Source organism: Ruegeria sp. CL6, assembly GCF_056536465.1.
In genome coordinates this window covers 701,664-716,722 of the sequence record NZ_JBQFPR010000002.1, presented here as the reverse complement: position 1 = coordinate 716,722, position 15,059 = coordinate 701,664, and the positions used below count along the sequence as shown (strand labels likewise).

Below are 15,059 nucleotides of genomic sequence, written 5' to 3'. Positions count from 1 at the left end.
ATGCAAGCGGTTCATATATGATGCAAATATGGCCGTTAGTCGCTCAGAGTTCCCAACTCTGGTGTGGTTTCATGTGCTGCCTCATCAGGCCAGTTGGTACGCCAGATTTCCGCCGACCAATGGCCGCAATGGACGGAGGGCCGGTCAAATCCGGGAACTGGATTGAGTAGGGGAGAGACGACAACGTCGTGACGAGGGACGGCGAAATAGGGAAACGAGTAGCGTTCTTTGCCGGACCGGTTGACGACCCGGTGCGGTGTGGATTTCAACCGACCTCCGGACCACAGTTCAAGCATATCGCCGATATTGACGATAAACCCACCCGGAGGGCAGTCCGGCGTGATCCAGCCACCGTCCCGAGTCTGAACTTCTAGCCCGCCGACTGGATCGGGCGCGATGATGGTCAGCGCGTCAGTGTCCTTGTGTGGATGAATGCCATAGCCGCCTTCGTCAGCGGCCTGTGGCGGGTAGTGCAGCAGTGTCATGTTGGTCATCGGCGCGTGGAACGCATCGCGCAGGGTGCGCTTGGGAAGGGTCAACCCAGTTTCCAGCGCAGCAAGCAACAGGTCGGCCACGCCGTCCAACTCGGCCCAGTAATTCAGGATGGTAGCGCGGGCAGAGGGTACTTCGCGGGGCCAGATATTCGGGCCGTAAAGTTCGCAGTCCTTGCGAATAGGCGCGTCAGAGGCGACCTCACAATGCAGTTTGTAGCCTTCGTATTTGTCTGCCTTGCCCGAGCCGTCGTTTGGGGTGAAAAACCCCATTGGAATGTAGCCTCGGTAATTCTGACGCGTGATCGCCTGATCCCATTTCGAGTCTTCGTCGATCGCGAAAATGTCCCGGACGCAAGCTCGTACCGCCTCCACGGTCTGAGGCGTAATACCGGTGCCCGTGATGGACAAAAAGCCGATCCCGGTGCAGGCGTCGATGATCTGCGCAACTGTTTCTGCATAGCGCGGATGGTCCGGCTGACGGAGCGGTTCAATGTTGATCGTGGGTATATGTTCCATCAGTGAATCCTGACGCCCTGTCGTCCCAATTCCTTGTGAACGGGGACGAGGTTCAGTTCGTGTACGTCCTGATTGCTTTTGAGCGACAGCGCGGCTGCGATACCCGCGCCCTGACCCATGACAGCGCAGCAGGCCATGTTGCGCGTGGCGGCGTGGGCCACCTTGTCCGCCCCGTGCGAGCGCCCCGCGACCAGCAGCCCCTTGATCCCCTTGGGTAGCATCGAGCGGTAGGGCACCTGCATATACCGCCCGGTGGTCGGCAGGATCAGGATGCCGTAACCGTCTATGAATTCGGGATAGATGCCAATCGTGTCCTCGAACCGTCCCTGATGGCGGGCGTCTTCCTCAGTCATGTTGTAAACAGCGTCGATCTTGCGGGTGTCACGGATGCCGATGGTCATGCCAAAGTTCCGCAGTCGGGCGTTTTCGCAACCCGGCATAAAGCGGCGCAGCGCCTCAATCGCCAGCATGGACTGACGGCGGCCTTCGATCTCGCCGCGCGTCAGACTGTCGGGATCGGTGCCGTCAATCTCGGCCAGATGGATGAGGTTCATATAGGTCAGCTCACCCGTGTCATGCATCGCGCCCCATGTGCCTGCGATGGTGTTCAGGTGCGGCGGAATCATCCCCGCATCAATCGCCTGCTGAAAGGGTTTGTGCACGAAGGGTGAGAACATGTCGTCCTCTTTGCCCGAGGTTTCGATGTTCCATTCACCGCCACCACCCCAGTCCTTGTAGGTTTGTGGATCGGCCTTGACGCCCTCCATGAACGCGCGTTTGTCGACTCCGGCCAGATGGAACATGACCGAGGCGGCCATCATATCCTCGCGCGCGGTTTTGTGGGTGGGGGCGCCTGCGCGGTGGGCGACATCGGCGTCTCCGGTCGCGTCGATCACCACACGGGCCAGAATCGCCTCGCGCCCCGCTTTGGATTCGGTGATGATGCCGGTGATCCGGTCACCGTCCATGATGGGCGCGACGAATTGGCGGTGCAGCATCGGATGCACGCCCGCCTCCTGCACCAGCTTGTCAGCCACCAGCTTGAACCCTTCGCTATCCAGCTCATAGCTGAGCGACTGGCTTTCGGGCACCGCCGCGCCCATCTCTTTCGCGCGGGTCTCGAACTCCATGCCGATGCCGCCTGCTTCGACCGTCTGTTCATGGCGGTACCAGGCGAACCCCTCGACGCCAACGGCGGTGATGTTGCCGCCCATACAGCCGAACCGGTCGACCAGAGACACCTCGGCCCCGGCCCGAGCGGCGGCCAGCGCAGCGGCCAGTCCAGCGGGACCAGAGCCCACGACCAGAACATCCGTTTGATGTACGACAGGAACTTGGCGGGCGGGTTCCGAGATTGTCTGCATCGCAGCCTCATGATTTTGCATTTCTGCCACATTTGAGTTTCCTGACTGGCGGGTCAATAAAAAATGCGACTGACCCGAGGTCGCAAAAACGCCAATGCGTGATTGCCCCCGGCGAGGCTTTGGCATAATCACCTTGCAGCGAAATTCTCACCTTTGAAGGTCACCCAATGCGCCTCAGCCGTTACTTTCTGCCCGTTCTCAAGGAAAACCCCTCCGAGGCTCAGATCGTCAGCCACCGGCTGATGCTGCGTGCGGGTATGATCAAGCAGGCATCCGCCGGGATTTATTCGTGGTTGCCGCTGGGCTTCAAAGTGCTGCGCAAACTGGAAAATATCATCCATGAAGAGCAGGCGCGCGCCGGCCACATCGCGATCCAGATGCCGATCATCCAATCAGCGGACCTGTGGCGCGAATCTGGACGATACGATGACTACGGTCAGGAAATGCTGCGGATGAAGGACCGGCACGACCGGGATATGCTGTTCACACCCACCGCCGAGGAACTGGTGACGGATATCTTCCGTGGTCACGTCAACAGCTACAAAGACCTGCCGCTGACGCTCTACCAGATTCAGTGGAAATTCCGCGACGAAATCCGCCCGCGTTTCGGCGTGATGCGGGGGCGCGAGTTCTACATGAAGGACGGCTACAATTTTGACCTGACCAAAGAGGACGCGCTGCACGCCTATAACCGCCATCTGGTCAGCTATCTGCGCACTTACGAACGCATGGGCCTGCAAGCCATCCCGATGCGTGCCGATTCCGGCCCCATCGGTGGCGACGACACGCATGAATTCCTGGTGCTGGCCGATACCGGTGAGTCCGAGGTTTTCTATGACAGCGCCGTCACCGACCTGAGTTTTGGTGATCGTCAGATCGACTATGACGATCGCGCACAGTGTCAGGCTATCCTCGAGGAGTTTACCTCGAAATACGCGCGCACCGACGAAACCCACGATGAGGCTCTGTTCAATCAGGTGCCCGAGGAACGCCGCCGCGTGGCGCGAGGGATCGAGGTGGGGCAGATCTTCTATTTCGGCACCAAGTATTCCGAGGCGATGGGCGCGACGGTTCAGGGGCCAGATGGCAAGCCGACCCCCGTCCACATGGGCAGCCACGGCATCGGCGTTAGCCGTCTGATCGGTGCGATCATCGAAGCCAGCCATGATGACAAGGGCATCATCTGGCCCGAAGGCGTGACCCCGTTCCATTGCGGTATCGTGAACCTCAAGCAAGGCGACGAAAAAGCGGACGCGGCGTGCGAGAAACTCTACGGGGCCCTGACCGCGCTGGGGCTTGAGCCGCTATACGATGATCGAAACGAACGGGCAGGGGGCAAATTCGCCACAATGGACCTGATCGGCTTGCCGTGGCGCATCACCGTTGGTCCGCGCGGTCTGAAGAACGGTGTGGTCGAACTGACCTGCCGCCGCACCGGGGAAAGCGAAGAGCTTAGCCCCGAGGCCGCCGTCACAAGGATTGCCGAGATCTATGAGAACGTTGCCTGAAACCAAGAATCCGCCGCTTGTTTCTGTTATTACCGTAACCAGAAACTTGATTGAGGAAGGGCGCAAGGAAACCATTCTCGACGCCCTTCGCAGCGTGCAATCTCAAAGGTTTCGCGGCGTCGAGCATGTCATTTGGGACGGTGAGTCCACTGACGGGACTCAGGCGTTGCTGACACAGGCCATCGAAGAAATCGCGTCGTCGCCCGGTAGTATCCCAATCCGCTATATTTGCGAGGCAGATCAGAGCCTCTACGACGCAATGAACAAAGCGGTTGAGCGCTGCACAGGCGAATATGTGCTGTTCCTGAACTCGGACGACTTGATCCCGGGCGAAGACTGTTTGCTAAACGTGGACAAGGCGATCAAGGAAACCCGGCCCGACTTTATCTACGGAGAAACCATCTTTGTTGAAGAGGACGGGCGGCAACGTCATGCCAAACGGCTGACAATCAAGTCGATATTGCAGCGGATGCCCTTCGGCCATAACGCGATGCTGATCCGAAAGTCTCTGTTTCAGAAATTGGGGGGGCATGATCTGCGTTTTCGTATCGTCGGAGACTACGACATGATCCTTCGGATGATTTTGGCGGGCCACCAGGGGTACAGGCTGCAATCCCCGTTGTCGTATTTCCGAAAGGGCGGTGTTTCGGCGGACATTGATGCAGTCGGAGCTGAGATGGCGGAATGTTGGCGTAAGAACTTTGCGGATTACTGCGACATGTCTGCCTACGACGAGGAACAGCGTATCGCTTGGTACAAGAAAGGGCACCTTCCGGTGAAGGTTTCGGCCTCAATACTGGCGAATTCCCTCACGCATCCAACCATCGCGCGGGCTGCTATATACAGCATGACAAAAACCATGCGGCGTTCGGTGCAGTTCTGGCGTCGTTACTGAAACCCGGTCAGTCCTGGTCGCGTTGCCAAAAGATCACCATCGGCACCACTGCCTCTGGCAACGACAATCGGTCTGCCCAGCTTGCTCACAAGGTCTTGGAACTCGAGTCCAAGGAACCTCATTCCGCAAATCCTGTCGCCTGAAACGCGATCTGTAACGCACAGCCTTCCTTGTCGAAATGCAAGGCGGTACCCTTTGTCTTTGAGAACGTCCGTCAGACTGCCCCAGCTTACTGCGCTGGCGAATACAGGCAGGATCGCTGCGCGCAGCAGGGCTGCGGTTTCACAATCCAGTTCTGTTGAGGCTTGTCGGGTTGAAATTGCACCCGTTTCTTCCGTTTCAATTTGAATACTCATGAGCGACCCCCGCTCTGAAATGTATTCCCCCACTAATAGGGTGACAAAGTTTCCGAAAATAAGCAAAAAGTGAAACAAAGTTGCTTTCAAAATGTTGCATTTTAAGTTCAGTTGCCGCCCGAATACTCACATTAATTTCATAGCTGAAACAATTGCGGGCTGTCTGTGAGCGATGTGACACCCTTGGGGGTGACGGTTTGGGCATACGTTGCCTTTGATTCGGCTGGTTCGGGCAAATTCGATTCGCGCTGGGCGGGCGTGCGGTGAAATCCAAGCCTTTCGACAGACTACCTGCTTGACCATCTGGTGAAATGCCGAAAGTGTCGCGTCAAACCAAAAACCGGAGCAGGCATGGCCAAAACACCCCCGCCCTTTGCCCCATTTGAATGGAAAATCGCCTGGCGATACCTGCGCGCGCGCCGTGCCGAAGGTGGCGTCAGTGTCATGACGTGGATTTCGCTGATCGGAATTACTCTGGCGGTGTTCGCTCTGATTGCGACACTGGCGGTGCGGTCGGGATTCCGGTCGGAATTTGTGGGCACGATTTTGGGCGCTAATGCGCATGTCACGGTTTTCTCGGCCGGAGAGCTGGACGCACAGGGCCGCGTGGACCGCACGATCCCGGACTACTCTGACATGGCCGCGCGCATCGCACAGGTGCCCGGTGTGAGCCGTGCCGCACCTTTGGTCAAAGGGCAGGTGTTGATCACCAACCGTGATCGCAGCAGTGGTGTAGAAGTGTTCGGTATCCAGCCCGATGACCTGCTTGATCTGCCGGGTGTGGCCGAAAGCGAGCAAGCCGTCGGCGATCTTTCGGAGTTTCAGAACGGTGAGGATGTGATCGCCATCGGGTCGGGGGTTGCCCGCAGCATCGGCGCGACCGTTGGGGATACCGTCAAGCTGACCTCGCCCAACGGGGTAAAGACCGCGTTTGGCACCTCGCCGCGGGTGAACGCCTATCGCGTGGTCTATGTGTTCTCGGCTGGGCGCTATGACATCGACCGCACGCGGGTCTACATGCCGTTTGAGCAGGCGCAGAGCTTTTTCAACCGCGAAGGTGTCGCCGACGAGATTGAAGTCATGGTCGAACGCCCAGAGGAGATGACACCAATCCTGATCCCGATCCTTGAGGCTGCCGGAGAACGCAGCCAAATCTGGACGTGGCAAGATGCTTCGGGTGGGTTCCTCCGGGCGCTTGAGGTCGAAGACAATGTGATGTTCATCATCCTGTCGATCCTCGTCCTGATTGCCGCGATGAACATCGTTTCCGGGCTGATCATGCTGGTTAAAAACAAAGGGCGGGATATCGGGATATTGCGCACGATTGGTCTGAGCGAAGGATCCGTTTTGCGCGTGTTCTTTATTTGCGGAGCGTTCACGGGGATTATTGGAACAGCGATGGGCGTAGTTCTGGGATGCCTGTTCGCGATCTATATCGATCCGATTTTCAGCTTTGTGAACTTTGTCATGGGAGGAGGGGTTTGGGATCCGTCCATCCGAGGCATCTATGCGTTGCCGGCCGAGTTGCACTTGGCTGATGTTCTCAAGGCTATCGGGCTGTCGTTGGGCCTGTCCTTTTTTGTCACCTATTTTCCGGCGCGCCGAGCCGCGCGGCTGAACCCGGTTGAGGCGCTGCGCTATGAGTGATGTGACGATGCGGTTGAACGGTCTGACAAAGACCTACCTGAAGGGGACGCCGGGCGAGGTTCAGGTGCTGCGCGGCGCTGACCTGGAGTTGCGCTCGGGTGAAGCAGTTGCGCTGGTTGCGCCTTCGGGCGCGGGTAAGTCTACCCTGCTGCATATCGCAGGGTTGCTGGATACGCCCGATGCGGGGTCCGTGGAAATAGCTGGGCAGAACGTAACTGGAAAAGGCGACCGCACGCGAACGGCGCGGCGACGGCAGGATATCGGGTTCGTTTACCAGTTTCACCACCTGTTGCCCGAGTTCACTGCGCTTGAAAATATCACTCTGCCGCAACTGGCCAATGGTGTCTCTGAGAAGGCGGCGCAGGACCGGGCGAAGTCTTTGCTAGAACGTGTTGGTGTTGCTCAACGCGCCGATCACCGACCGGCGGCCTTGTCCGGCGGCGAACAGCAACGGGTGGCGTTTTGCAGAGCGCTTGCCAATAGACCTCGGGTTTTGCTGGCGGACGAACCGACGGGCAATCTGGACCCTGATACTTCGGATCAGGTTTTTGACGCGATGATGGCGCTGGTTCGGGACGAAGGGCTTTCCGCCCTGATCGCCACTCACAACATGGATCTTGCGGCACGGATGGACCGCAAGCTGAAGCTGGATGGAGGCGTGCTCAGGCCAGTTGAGTGATGGCAACCCCTGCGGCCATAACTGCGATACCGCCAGCCCGCACCCATGTCAGCGGCGTGACCTGAGCGCCAAACAGACCGAAGTGGTCGATTGCGGCTGTGCTGACCAACTGTCCCAATAGCACGAAAAATACGGCGTTTCCGACGCCGAAATGCGGGGCCACGTGGGTAATCGACAGGACGTAAAAGGCGACTAGGACGCCAGCCAGCAGAAGATGTTTGGGGGCGTCTACTGCCTTGGGCAGCGACCCGACACCGGGAAAAAGCAGCATCACCACAGCAGATGATATGAAGGCGATGGCGAACAGGATCACCGCAGCCGTGGTGGGCGAACCGATCAGTTTCCCCAGTGCCGCATTCAGCGCCGCAAGGATGGGCACGCCAATTCCAGCCGCCAGCATGATAGCTGCATATTGAGTCATTGCCTGTACCCTCCTGCTTCGTTGATCTGGATCATTGCGCCATGCGAGGCTTCGGGCAAGCCTGTAAATGTCAATCGCGACAGGAGGATAGGATGATCAGACAGATACTCAGGACAGTTTCCATAGGGCTGGCGACGATGGCGTCGCAGGCGGTTGCTCAGGATGTGGACACCGGGGCCGAACTCTACCAGCACTATTGCGCGACATGTCATGGGATCGACGCGACGGGACACGGACCGATGGCCGGGGTTCTGGTCATTCAGCCCACAGACCTGACCCAGCTTGCCGGTGATGTTGGCGTTTTCCCGACCGCTCGGGTCGTGGCGCGCATTGACGGGCGCGATCCACTGGTCAGCCACGGCAGTCCGATGCCGGTCTACGGGCCATATTTTGAAGGACAGGATACCTCGATGAAAACGCCTGATGGCCAGCCGATCCTGACAAGCCAGCCGATTGTGGATCTGGTGGCGTATCTTGAGACATTGCAGGGCGGCTGATCCCTAGTGGCAGATGCCTTCGATTTTGGCGTCGGCCCAGGGAATGACGACGGCACGTTCGCGTTGCTGTTTCGGCAGCGGCGACAAGTCGAAATGTTCACCCAACATGACGTGCAATCTTTGGGTGCGTGGGGCGGCCGGGTCCAATGCCCTGCAGCACACATATTCTTCGACAATCGCACCCTGTTGTTCAAACCCGTACGACAGGAAATCGGGTGAACTGTCCAGATCGAACAGGTAGGGGTCTTTGTTCCCGCCATGTTCTGCGGCTGCGCGCAGGGGGTGGTAGCCAGTTGTTTTCCGGTTTTGCCATTGCCAGACGTGGGTAAGCTCATGCGCCAGCAGCATTGCTGCGATTAGGTCCATTTGCTCGGGGAATTCCGACATATAATCCTCAAGATACCAATCGCGCGTGAAGTAGACACGATTGAACAGGGCAACAGCGGCAGGTTTCGCCGTAACGATCCCTTCTTCGGCAGGCGGTAGGATACGTTCCCGACAAGCGAGGCGAGGGCGCTTTTCGCGATAAAACGTAATTGGCGCGACCGGAGCACCTTCGACGAGACGCACGTTTTTCACATTCAGCGTGTCGCCCTGTACAGCGCTGGCAAACGCGACCTCCTGATCCGTCAGTGGACGACCACAGGCGGCGAGCAGCAATAGAAACGTCATCAAAATGAAACGCGTCATAATCAAAGCCTAATGCGTTGCCTACGCTCTGCAAGCCGTTTTCACAGGCTCATCGCTAAAACGCGGCTTATTTCGGTCAGCGAGCGCCCCGATTGTTCCATCCAAGTGTTAAAGGCCGATTGAACGGCAGCCATTGCCTTTTTTGAAGTTGGAGCCTTGTCGACGACCCCTTCTGCAATCAGGCGCGCGGTTACGTCTCGGGACAGAATGAAACTGTCGCGACCGGCGAAACGCATTGCGTATTGGGCCGAAGCTCCGCCAAGGCGAGACCCACGCTTGCCTAGCATTGCCAACAACCCGACAAAATCGGTCGAGGGCCAGCCCCCCAGAACCTGTCCTGCGCCACCGTCTGTGCGAAGCTCCAGCAGAAAGGCGGCGTTGTCGCGTACTGTCGCGATCTTGGTGCCATTGCGGACGATACGAGTATCCTGAAGCAGCGAGTCGAATTTCTCATCGTCCATGAAGGCGCACCGACCGACATCGAACCCATCAAAAGCGGTCTCGAATCCCTCCCACTTGTTCTCAATGACTTTCCAGTTGAACCCAGCCTGAAAAATGCACTTGGTTATGATCGATAGCCATCTGTCCTCGGGCATCGACGCAAGCTCAGCCAGGCTTTTGGGTTTTCCAAGGTTTTGTTCCAGGGCGTCCGGGCCGCCATGTCGTTGCGCTGCGATGGAATAAATCTCGTCAAAATGATGCATCAAAGGCGTCCTCCGAGTGCAGGGTCGCGTGTAGATGCGGCCGATGCAAGGTTCCTGTTGGGGTCTGTTTTTTGCGCGACATACAGAAATTCACGCAATTTGAGAAAGAAATACTCGACAAAGCGAGTGATTCCGGTTTGTGATTGACTCGTCAATCAACTTCCGGCCCGGCCAAATGTGAAAACACGTTGGGGCGGGTGCGCTGCGCAATACGAACGGTGGGAAAATACAATCAGTTGATGGGCGGGGCTAATTGCCTCGACTAAACTGCTTGCTTCCCTTTTCCGGCCAAATTTGTGCATGTTGCGACATGGTATTGTCATGCGACAAGCCTTCCGGCGCACGACCGCGCCGGTTTGGGCAAAAAATAGAAGACAGGGAGAATGTCGATGAAAAAACTGAGTGTAAGCCTTTTGGCGATGACGGTAGCCGGATCAGCATACGCAGCCGATATGGGCGCTGTGGACGAGCCGATCAAACTGGCGATCAACGAATGGACCGGTCAGCATGTCACGACGCATGTTGCTGGTGAGATGCTTAAGGCCGCGGGCTATAACGTGGAATATGTCACCGCGGGCATGATGAACCAGTTCCAGGCGCTGGCCGATGGCGACATCGACGCGACGCTTGAAATCTGGTCGTCGAACGTCTCGGATGAATACGCCAAGAAGATCGAAGAAGGCACCGTTGTTGAAATCGGTGATCTGGGTCTGGATGCCAAGGAAGGTATCGCGTACCCCGCGCACGTGGCCGAACTGTGCCCGGGCTTGCCTGCTTGGGAAGCCCTGAAAGACTGCGCGCAGGTCTTTGCGACGGCGGAAACGCTGCCCGGTGGTCGTCTGGTCGATTACCCGGCCGATTGGGGCACCCCCGGTGCAGACCGCATGGTTGGGCTTGAGCTGCCGTTCAAAGCGGTTCCTGCTGGGTCCGAGGGCGCTTTGATCGCAGAGCTGCGTGCTTCGACCGAGCGTAAATCGCCGCTGCTGATCACCTTCTGGCAGCCGCATTGGGCGATGTCGGCCTATGACGTGCAATTCGTTGAACTGCCAGCCGGTGAAGAAGCGTGCTTTAATGACCCATCCTGGGGGCCGAACCCGAACGCGGTGAACGACTGTGACTTTTCGCCTTCGCGCATCTTCAAGGCAAGCTGGAGCGGCATGGAAGACAAATGGCCCGCTGCATATGAGATCCTGACCAACTATCAACTGGCGGTCGAAGACCAGCAGCCGATGATGGGCGCGATCGACGTTGATGGTGGCTCGGTCGAAGAGGTCGTCGCCGCTTGGATGACCGAGAACGAAGGCAAGTGGCGTCCGGTCGTTGACGCGGCAACCCAGTGAGCCTGTTTAAGTGACTGACGCTAGTACGCCAGCCATTGCCTGCCAGAATCTCTGGCAGGTCTTTGGTTCCGGTGCTGAAAAAGCCCTGACCGACGCGTTGTCTCGGTCAGGGAGCGACGCCGACAAAGCCGCGGCTGAATTGCGGGAAAACGGATTTATTCCCGCTGTCCAGGACGCCAATTTTGAGGTCAAGGAAGGCGAACTATTCGTCATTATGGGCCTGTCGGGTTCGGGGAAGTCGACGCTGATCCGCTGTATCTCGCAACTGCTGTCCGGCACGGGCGGAGAAATCCGCGTGGACGGCGAAAACGTCATGGGTGCGTCAAAGAAAGTTCTGACAGACCTGCGTCGCAAGAAACTGGGCATGGTGTTCCAGCATTTCGGTCTGTTCCCGCATATGACCGTCGCCGAAAACGTGGCCTATCCACTGCGCGTGCAGGGTGTCGGCAAAAAGGAACGTCTGGCCCGCGCGCAAGAGGTGATCTCGCTGGTCGGTCTGGAGGGCCGCGAGGACAGTTTCCCCCGCCAGCTTTCGGGCGGTCAGAGGCAACGCGTGGGCATCGCCCGCAGCCTTGCTGTGAACCCCGACATCTGGTTTCTGGACGAGCCGTTCTCGGCCCTCGATCCCTTGATCCGCCGCCAGTTGCAGGACGAATTCCTGCGCATTCAGGCGACGTTGAAGAAATCCATCGTGTTCATCACCCATGACATCCAAGAGGCGCTGAAACTGGCCGACCGGATCGCCATCATGCGCGATGGCAAGATCGTGCAGATCGGCACGCCGACAGATATCGTGCTGCGTCCGGTCGATGACTATGTGCGCGAATTCTCGAAGGACGTCGCCAAGGGGCAGCACGCCAAGGTCGCCTCGGTCATGCGCGACGAATCCGAGCGTGGCCCGGACGATCCTGGTCTGACGACCAGCATGACGCTGGACGCGGCTCTTGCCCACTGCATGGAACTGTACGAGCCTGTGCCTGTGCGCGATGAGGCGGGCAACATCGTCGGCACGGTGCACCCGTCCGATCTGGCTGCGGCGCTTCAGGTGGATGAGACATGAGCGCCGTCACGGACATCCCCACGCAGGCCCGTCTGACGGTGGGGGCCAAGGCTGCGCTGATCACGGTAATCGTCGGGGCTGTTTGTCTGGCGCTTGAGGGCGTCGCCCCTTGGCTGGTTAAATGGCCCGCCACGTGGGAGCTGCCCGCGACGCAGTGGGTCGGAGCCTTCCTCGACTGGTTCCTGAACGGCATCAAACCGGCGATGCGGTTGTTTTCTGACCTGATGACCTATCCGATGGACGCGGCGAATTTCGTTCTGGCAAACACGCCTTGGCCGATCCTGATCGGGCTTGTCACCGCGCTGGGCTGGTATCTGGGTGGGTTGCCGATGGCGGCGCTGGGGTTCTTTGGCCTCAGCTTCGTGCTGGCCTCGGGCTACTGGGCCGAGAGCATGAATACATTGGCGCTGGTGGCCGTCTCGGTCCCTGTGGCGCTGGTTGTTGGGGGCGGGATCGGTATCCTCGCCAATGAAATCCCCCGCGTGAAATCCTTGGTTCAGGCAGTGCTTGATATCATGCAGACCGTGCCGACCTTTGCTTATTTGACACCGCTATTGCTGCTGTTTGGCTTCGGCCCGGTGGTGGGTCTGATCGCCTCGGCCATCTACGCCGCCCCACCCATGGCGCGCAATGTGATGCTGGGGTTGGAACGTGTCGAGCCCGAGATCAAAGAGGCCGCCATCATGTCCGGCGGCACCCGGTTCCAGCAACTGTTTCAGGTGGAAATCCCGGCGGCTGCAACGCAGATCATGGTTGGTGTGAACCAATGCCTGATGGCCGCCTTGTCGATGGTGATCATCGCCGCCGTGATCGGCGGTTTCAACGATATCGGATGGGAAGTCCTGCTGACCATGCGCAAGGCGCAGTTCGGCGAATCCCTGATGGCCGGTTTGGTCATTGTCGTCTTTGCCGTCGTCATCGACCGGATGAGCGGAACGCTTGCGACCGAGCGTAAACGCTATGACCAGCGTGTTGTCTGGGCAGTTTTGGGCTTTAGTGTCCTGTTCACCGCCGCTTTCTGGCTGTGGCTTCCGAACCCCTCTGAGCTGACCCTGCTGGACCCTGTAGCCGGGGCGATTGACAGTGGCCTGACCGCGTTCACTCAGGCCAATGGTCCGTGGCTGGATGCGCTCAAGAATAACTCGCTGTTCTACGTGCTGCTGCCACTGCGGATCGGTCTGGATCAGGCGGTGCTGCCTTTCACATGGGGGTTCCAGTGGACGCCGGGCATGAGCTATGGCCTGTTCGCCGTGGCCGCAGTCATCGCCATCCTGATGGCATGGCGCGGGCACCTGACAGGCGGGCTGGTCGTTCTGATCCTGATCGGCATGTTGGAAACCGGCATCGCAAACCTGCCGTGGCCTTTCGTGCTGACTGGCGCTGCTGCGCTCAGTTATGTCGCGGGAGGTTGGCGTTTGGCGGCACTGTCGGTGGGGCTGCTCTGCACCATCCTCGTCTCGGGCCTGTGGGAGCGCGCCTTGCTGTCGCTTTACCTCAGCGGTGCGGCGGTGTTCTCATGCGCCGTAGTCGGCGGGCTGATCGGTCTGGCCAGTGCAGTATGGGAGCCGGTGTGGAAAGTCGTCCGCCCGATTTGCGACATGCTTCAGACGATCCCGCTTTTCGTGTTCCTGATCCCGGTGCTGATGGTGTTCCAGATCGGAGAGTTCTCGGCCTTCCTTGCCATCTGCGCTTATGCGATCGTGCCGATGATCCGTTACACACGGCACGGTCTGGTCAACACTCCCGAGGAAATGATGGAGGCCGCCATTTCCAGCGGCGCGACCGAGTGGCAGATCATGCGCGACGTGCGCGCGCCCTATGCCGCGCCGACCATTCTGCTGGGGCTGAACCAAACCATCCTCTATGCCTTTGCCATGCTGGTGATCGCGGCGCTGATCGGGACCACCGGTCTGGGTCAGTCGATCTATCTGGCGCTAGGGCAGGCAGATGTGGGCTTGGGTGTTTCAGCGGGGGCTGCAATGGCCATACTTGCGTTGATCGCCGACCGCATGGTGCAGGGGTTTGCCGAAGAACGCCGCAAAGCGCTGGGCCTGTAATCAAGGGCAGGGGCGGCGTGTCCGCCTCTGCGTCCCAAATGATATCGGACAAAGACACTTCTTCCGAGCTGGCTTAAACCAGCCGCGGGTTGTTTGGAGGCTCGCATGACCGGGTGGGTAGTGTTCCTGGCCGCGCTAATCACTTTTCTGCTGACGCACGTTATTCCGGCCCGACCGTCCGTGCGAAATTGGCTGATTCAAGTGCTGGGCCGCAAAGGATATTTTGCGACCTATTCCGTAGTGTCCCTGTCGGCTCTTGGATGGCTTATAACCGCCGCAGCACACGCACCCTACGTCGAGGTCATCCGGCCGCTTGCGATCTTGCGGTGGGTGCCGTTGTTGATAATGCCTGTCGCTTGCTGGCTGGCCATTGCCGGGCTGTCGATTCAGAACCCTTTCTCATTCGGAGGGGTGGGGAGCCGCGCCTTCGACCCGGACAACCCCGGTATTCTGCGCAGCACGCGCCACCCGATACTTGCGGCGCTTTTGCTGTGGTCGATCTCGCATCTGCTTGCAAATGGCAGCCTGTCCCATGTGATCCTCTTTGGGTTATTCGCGGGGTTCTCTGCAATGGGCATGATGTTGATAGATCGCCGTAAATCGACCGAAATGGGTGCCGAATGGATACGCCTTTCCCGCAATACCGCGCGTCTGTCTCTGCGCGCACCGCGCCCTTGGCCTGGCCTTTGGATCTGGGTGGTTTCGCTGGTCGTCTTTGCGGGACTGCTTTACCTGCACGCAACCGTGATCGGGCTTTCTCCTCTACCATGACGTAGAACAGTGGTCGGACAGGGACATGCGTGCTATTTGGAATGTCACAGTTTTTCGACG

15 protein-coding genes are annotated in these 15,059 nt (G+C 58.7%); 9 read left to right on the top strand and 6 right to left on the bottom strand.

Going from position 1 to position 15,059, the window contains the following annotated elements:
- Positions 1-35 precede the first annotated feature (35 nt).
- Both ACR0LH_RS08415 and ACR0LH_RS08410 read right to left on the bottom strand, forming a co-directional pair.
- The gene (locus ACR0LH_RS08415) at positions 36-1,010 is read right to left on the bottom strand and encodes an isopenicillin N synthase family dioxygenase (protein ID WP_480720504.1); all 975 of its coding nucleotides are present in this window, start codon (positions 1,008-1,010) and stop codon (positions 36-38) included.
- The gene (locus ACR0LH_RS08410) at positions 1,010-2,374 is read right to left on the bottom strand and encodes an FAD-dependent oxidoreductase (protein ID WP_480720503.1); all 1,365 of its coding nucleotides are present in this window, start codon (positions 2,372-2,374) and stop codon (positions 1,010-1,012) included. The genes ACR0LH_RS08415 and ACR0LH_RS08410 overlap by 1 nt, the downstream gene beginning before the upstream one ends.
- Positions 2,375-2,541: 167 nt before the next feature.
- Between ACR0LH_RS08410 and proS the strand changes: the two genes are divergently transcribed.
- Together proS and ACR0LH_RS08400 are read left to right on the top strand one after the other, a co-directional pair.
- Complete coding sequence (gene proS / locus ACR0LH_RS08405) at positions 2,542-3,882, top strand: proline--tRNA ligase (RefSeq protein ID WP_480720502.1); 1,341 nt, start codon at positions 2,542-2,544, stop codon at positions 3,880-3,882.
- Positions 3,866-4,777, top strand: a complete 912-nt coding sequence (locus ACR0LH_RS08400; RefSeq protein ID WP_480720501.1) for a glycosyltransferase family 2 protein — start codon at positions 3,866-3,868, stop codon at positions 4,775-4,777. The genes proS and ACR0LH_RS08400 overlap by 17 nt, the downstream gene beginning before the upstream one ends.
- Here ACR0LH_RS08400 and ACR0LH_RS08395 read toward each other — a convergent pair.
- Positions 4,771-5,133 (bottom strand): hypothetical protein, encoded by a 363-nt coding sequence (locus tag ACR0LH_RS08395; protein ID WP_170411086.1) that lies wholly within the window; start codon positions 5,131-5,133, stop codon positions 4,771-4,773. The genes ACR0LH_RS08400 and ACR0LH_RS08395 overlap by 7 nt on opposite strands.
- Before the next feature lie 351 nt (positions 5,134-5,484).
- On the opposite strand from ACR0LH_RS08395, the gene ACR0LH_RS08390 reads away from it, so the two are divergent.
- Both ACR0LH_RS08390 and ACR0LH_RS08385 read left to right on the top strand, forming a co-directional pair.
- A complete protein-coding gene (locus tag ACR0LH_RS08390; RefSeq protein WP_480720499.1) occupies positions 5,485-6,780 on the top strand; it encodes a lipoprotein-releasing ABC transporter permease subunit in 1,296 nt (431 codons plus the stop codon).
- Positions 6,773-7,459, top strand: a complete 687-nt coding sequence (locus ACR0LH_RS08385; RefSeq protein WP_170384461.1) for an ABC transporter ATP-binding protein — start codon at positions 6,773-6,775, stop codon at positions 7,457-7,459. The genes ACR0LH_RS08390 and ACR0LH_RS08385 overlap by 8 nt, the downstream gene beginning before the upstream one ends.
- Here ACR0LH_RS08385 and ACR0LH_RS08380 read toward each other — a convergent pair.
- A complete protein-coding gene (locus tag ACR0LH_RS08380) occupies positions 7,443-7,880 on the bottom strand; it encodes a DMT family transporter (RefSeq protein WP_170483946.1) in 438 nt (145 codons plus the stop codon). The genes ACR0LH_RS08385 and ACR0LH_RS08380 overlap by 17 nt on opposite strands.
- Before the next feature lie 92 nt (positions 7,881-7,972).
- Here ACR0LH_RS08380 and ACR0LH_RS08375 point away from each other — a divergent pair, with 92 nt between their 5' ends.
- The gene (locus tag ACR0LH_RS08375; protein ID WP_480720497.1) at positions 7,973-8,377 is read left to right on the top strand and encodes a c-type cytochrome; all 405 of its coding nucleotides are present in this window, start codon (positions 7,973-7,975) and stop codon (positions 8,375-8,377) included.
- Between the two features lie 3 nt (positions 8,378-8,380).
- Here the strand turns inward: ACR0LH_RS08375 and ACR0LH_RS08370 are convergent, their stop codons facing one another.
- Together ACR0LH_RS08370 and ACR0LH_RS08365 are read right to left on the bottom strand one after the other, a co-directional pair.
- Positions 8,381-9,067: a hypothetical protein gene (locus ACR0LH_RS08370; RefSeq protein WP_170384455.1), complete on the bottom strand. Its 687-nt coding sequence runs from the start codon at positions 9,065-9,067 to the stop codon at positions 8,381-8,383.
- Positions 9,068-9,108: 41 nt separating this feature from the next.
- Complete coding sequence (locus tag ACR0LH_RS08365; protein ID WP_480720496.1) at positions 9,109-9,771, bottom strand: DNA-3-methyladenine glycosylase I; 663 nt, start codon at positions 9,769-9,771, stop codon at positions 9,109-9,111.
- Between the two features lie 389 nt (positions 9,772-10,160).
- On the opposite strand from ACR0LH_RS08365, the gene ACR0LH_RS08360 reads away from it, so the two are divergent.
- The 4 genes from ACR0LH_RS08360 to ACR0LH_RS08345 all read left to right on the top strand — a co-directional run bounded on the left by ACR0LH_RS08360 (position 10,161) and on the right by ACR0LH_RS08345 (position 14,999).
- A complete protein-coding gene (locus ACR0LH_RS08360; RefSeq protein ID WP_170384450.1) occupies positions 10,161-11,111 on the top strand; it encodes an ABC transporter substrate-binding protein in 951 nt (316 codons plus the stop codon).
- Between the two features lie 10 nt (positions 11,112-11,121).
- Positions 11,122-12,171, top strand: coding sequence for a quaternary amine ABC transporter ATP-binding protein (locus tag ACR0LH_RS08355; protein WP_480720495.1), 1,050 nt, complete (start codon positions 11,122-11,124; stop codon positions 12,169-12,171).
- Positions 12,168-14,228, top strand: a complete 2,061-nt coding sequence (locus ACR0LH_RS08350) for an ABC transporter permease (RefSeq protein WP_480720494.1) — start codon at positions 12,168-12,170, stop codon at positions 14,226-14,228. The genes ACR0LH_RS08355 and ACR0LH_RS08350 overlap by 4 nt, the downstream gene beginning before the upstream one ends.
- Before the next feature lie 105 nt (positions 14,229-14,333).
- Complete coding sequence (locus ACR0LH_RS08345) at positions 14,334-14,999, top strand: NnrU family protein (RefSeq protein ID WP_480720492.1); 666 nt, start codon at positions 14,334-14,336, stop codon at positions 14,997-14,999.
- The last annotated feature ends 60 nt before the right edge of the window (positions 15,000-15,059 follow it).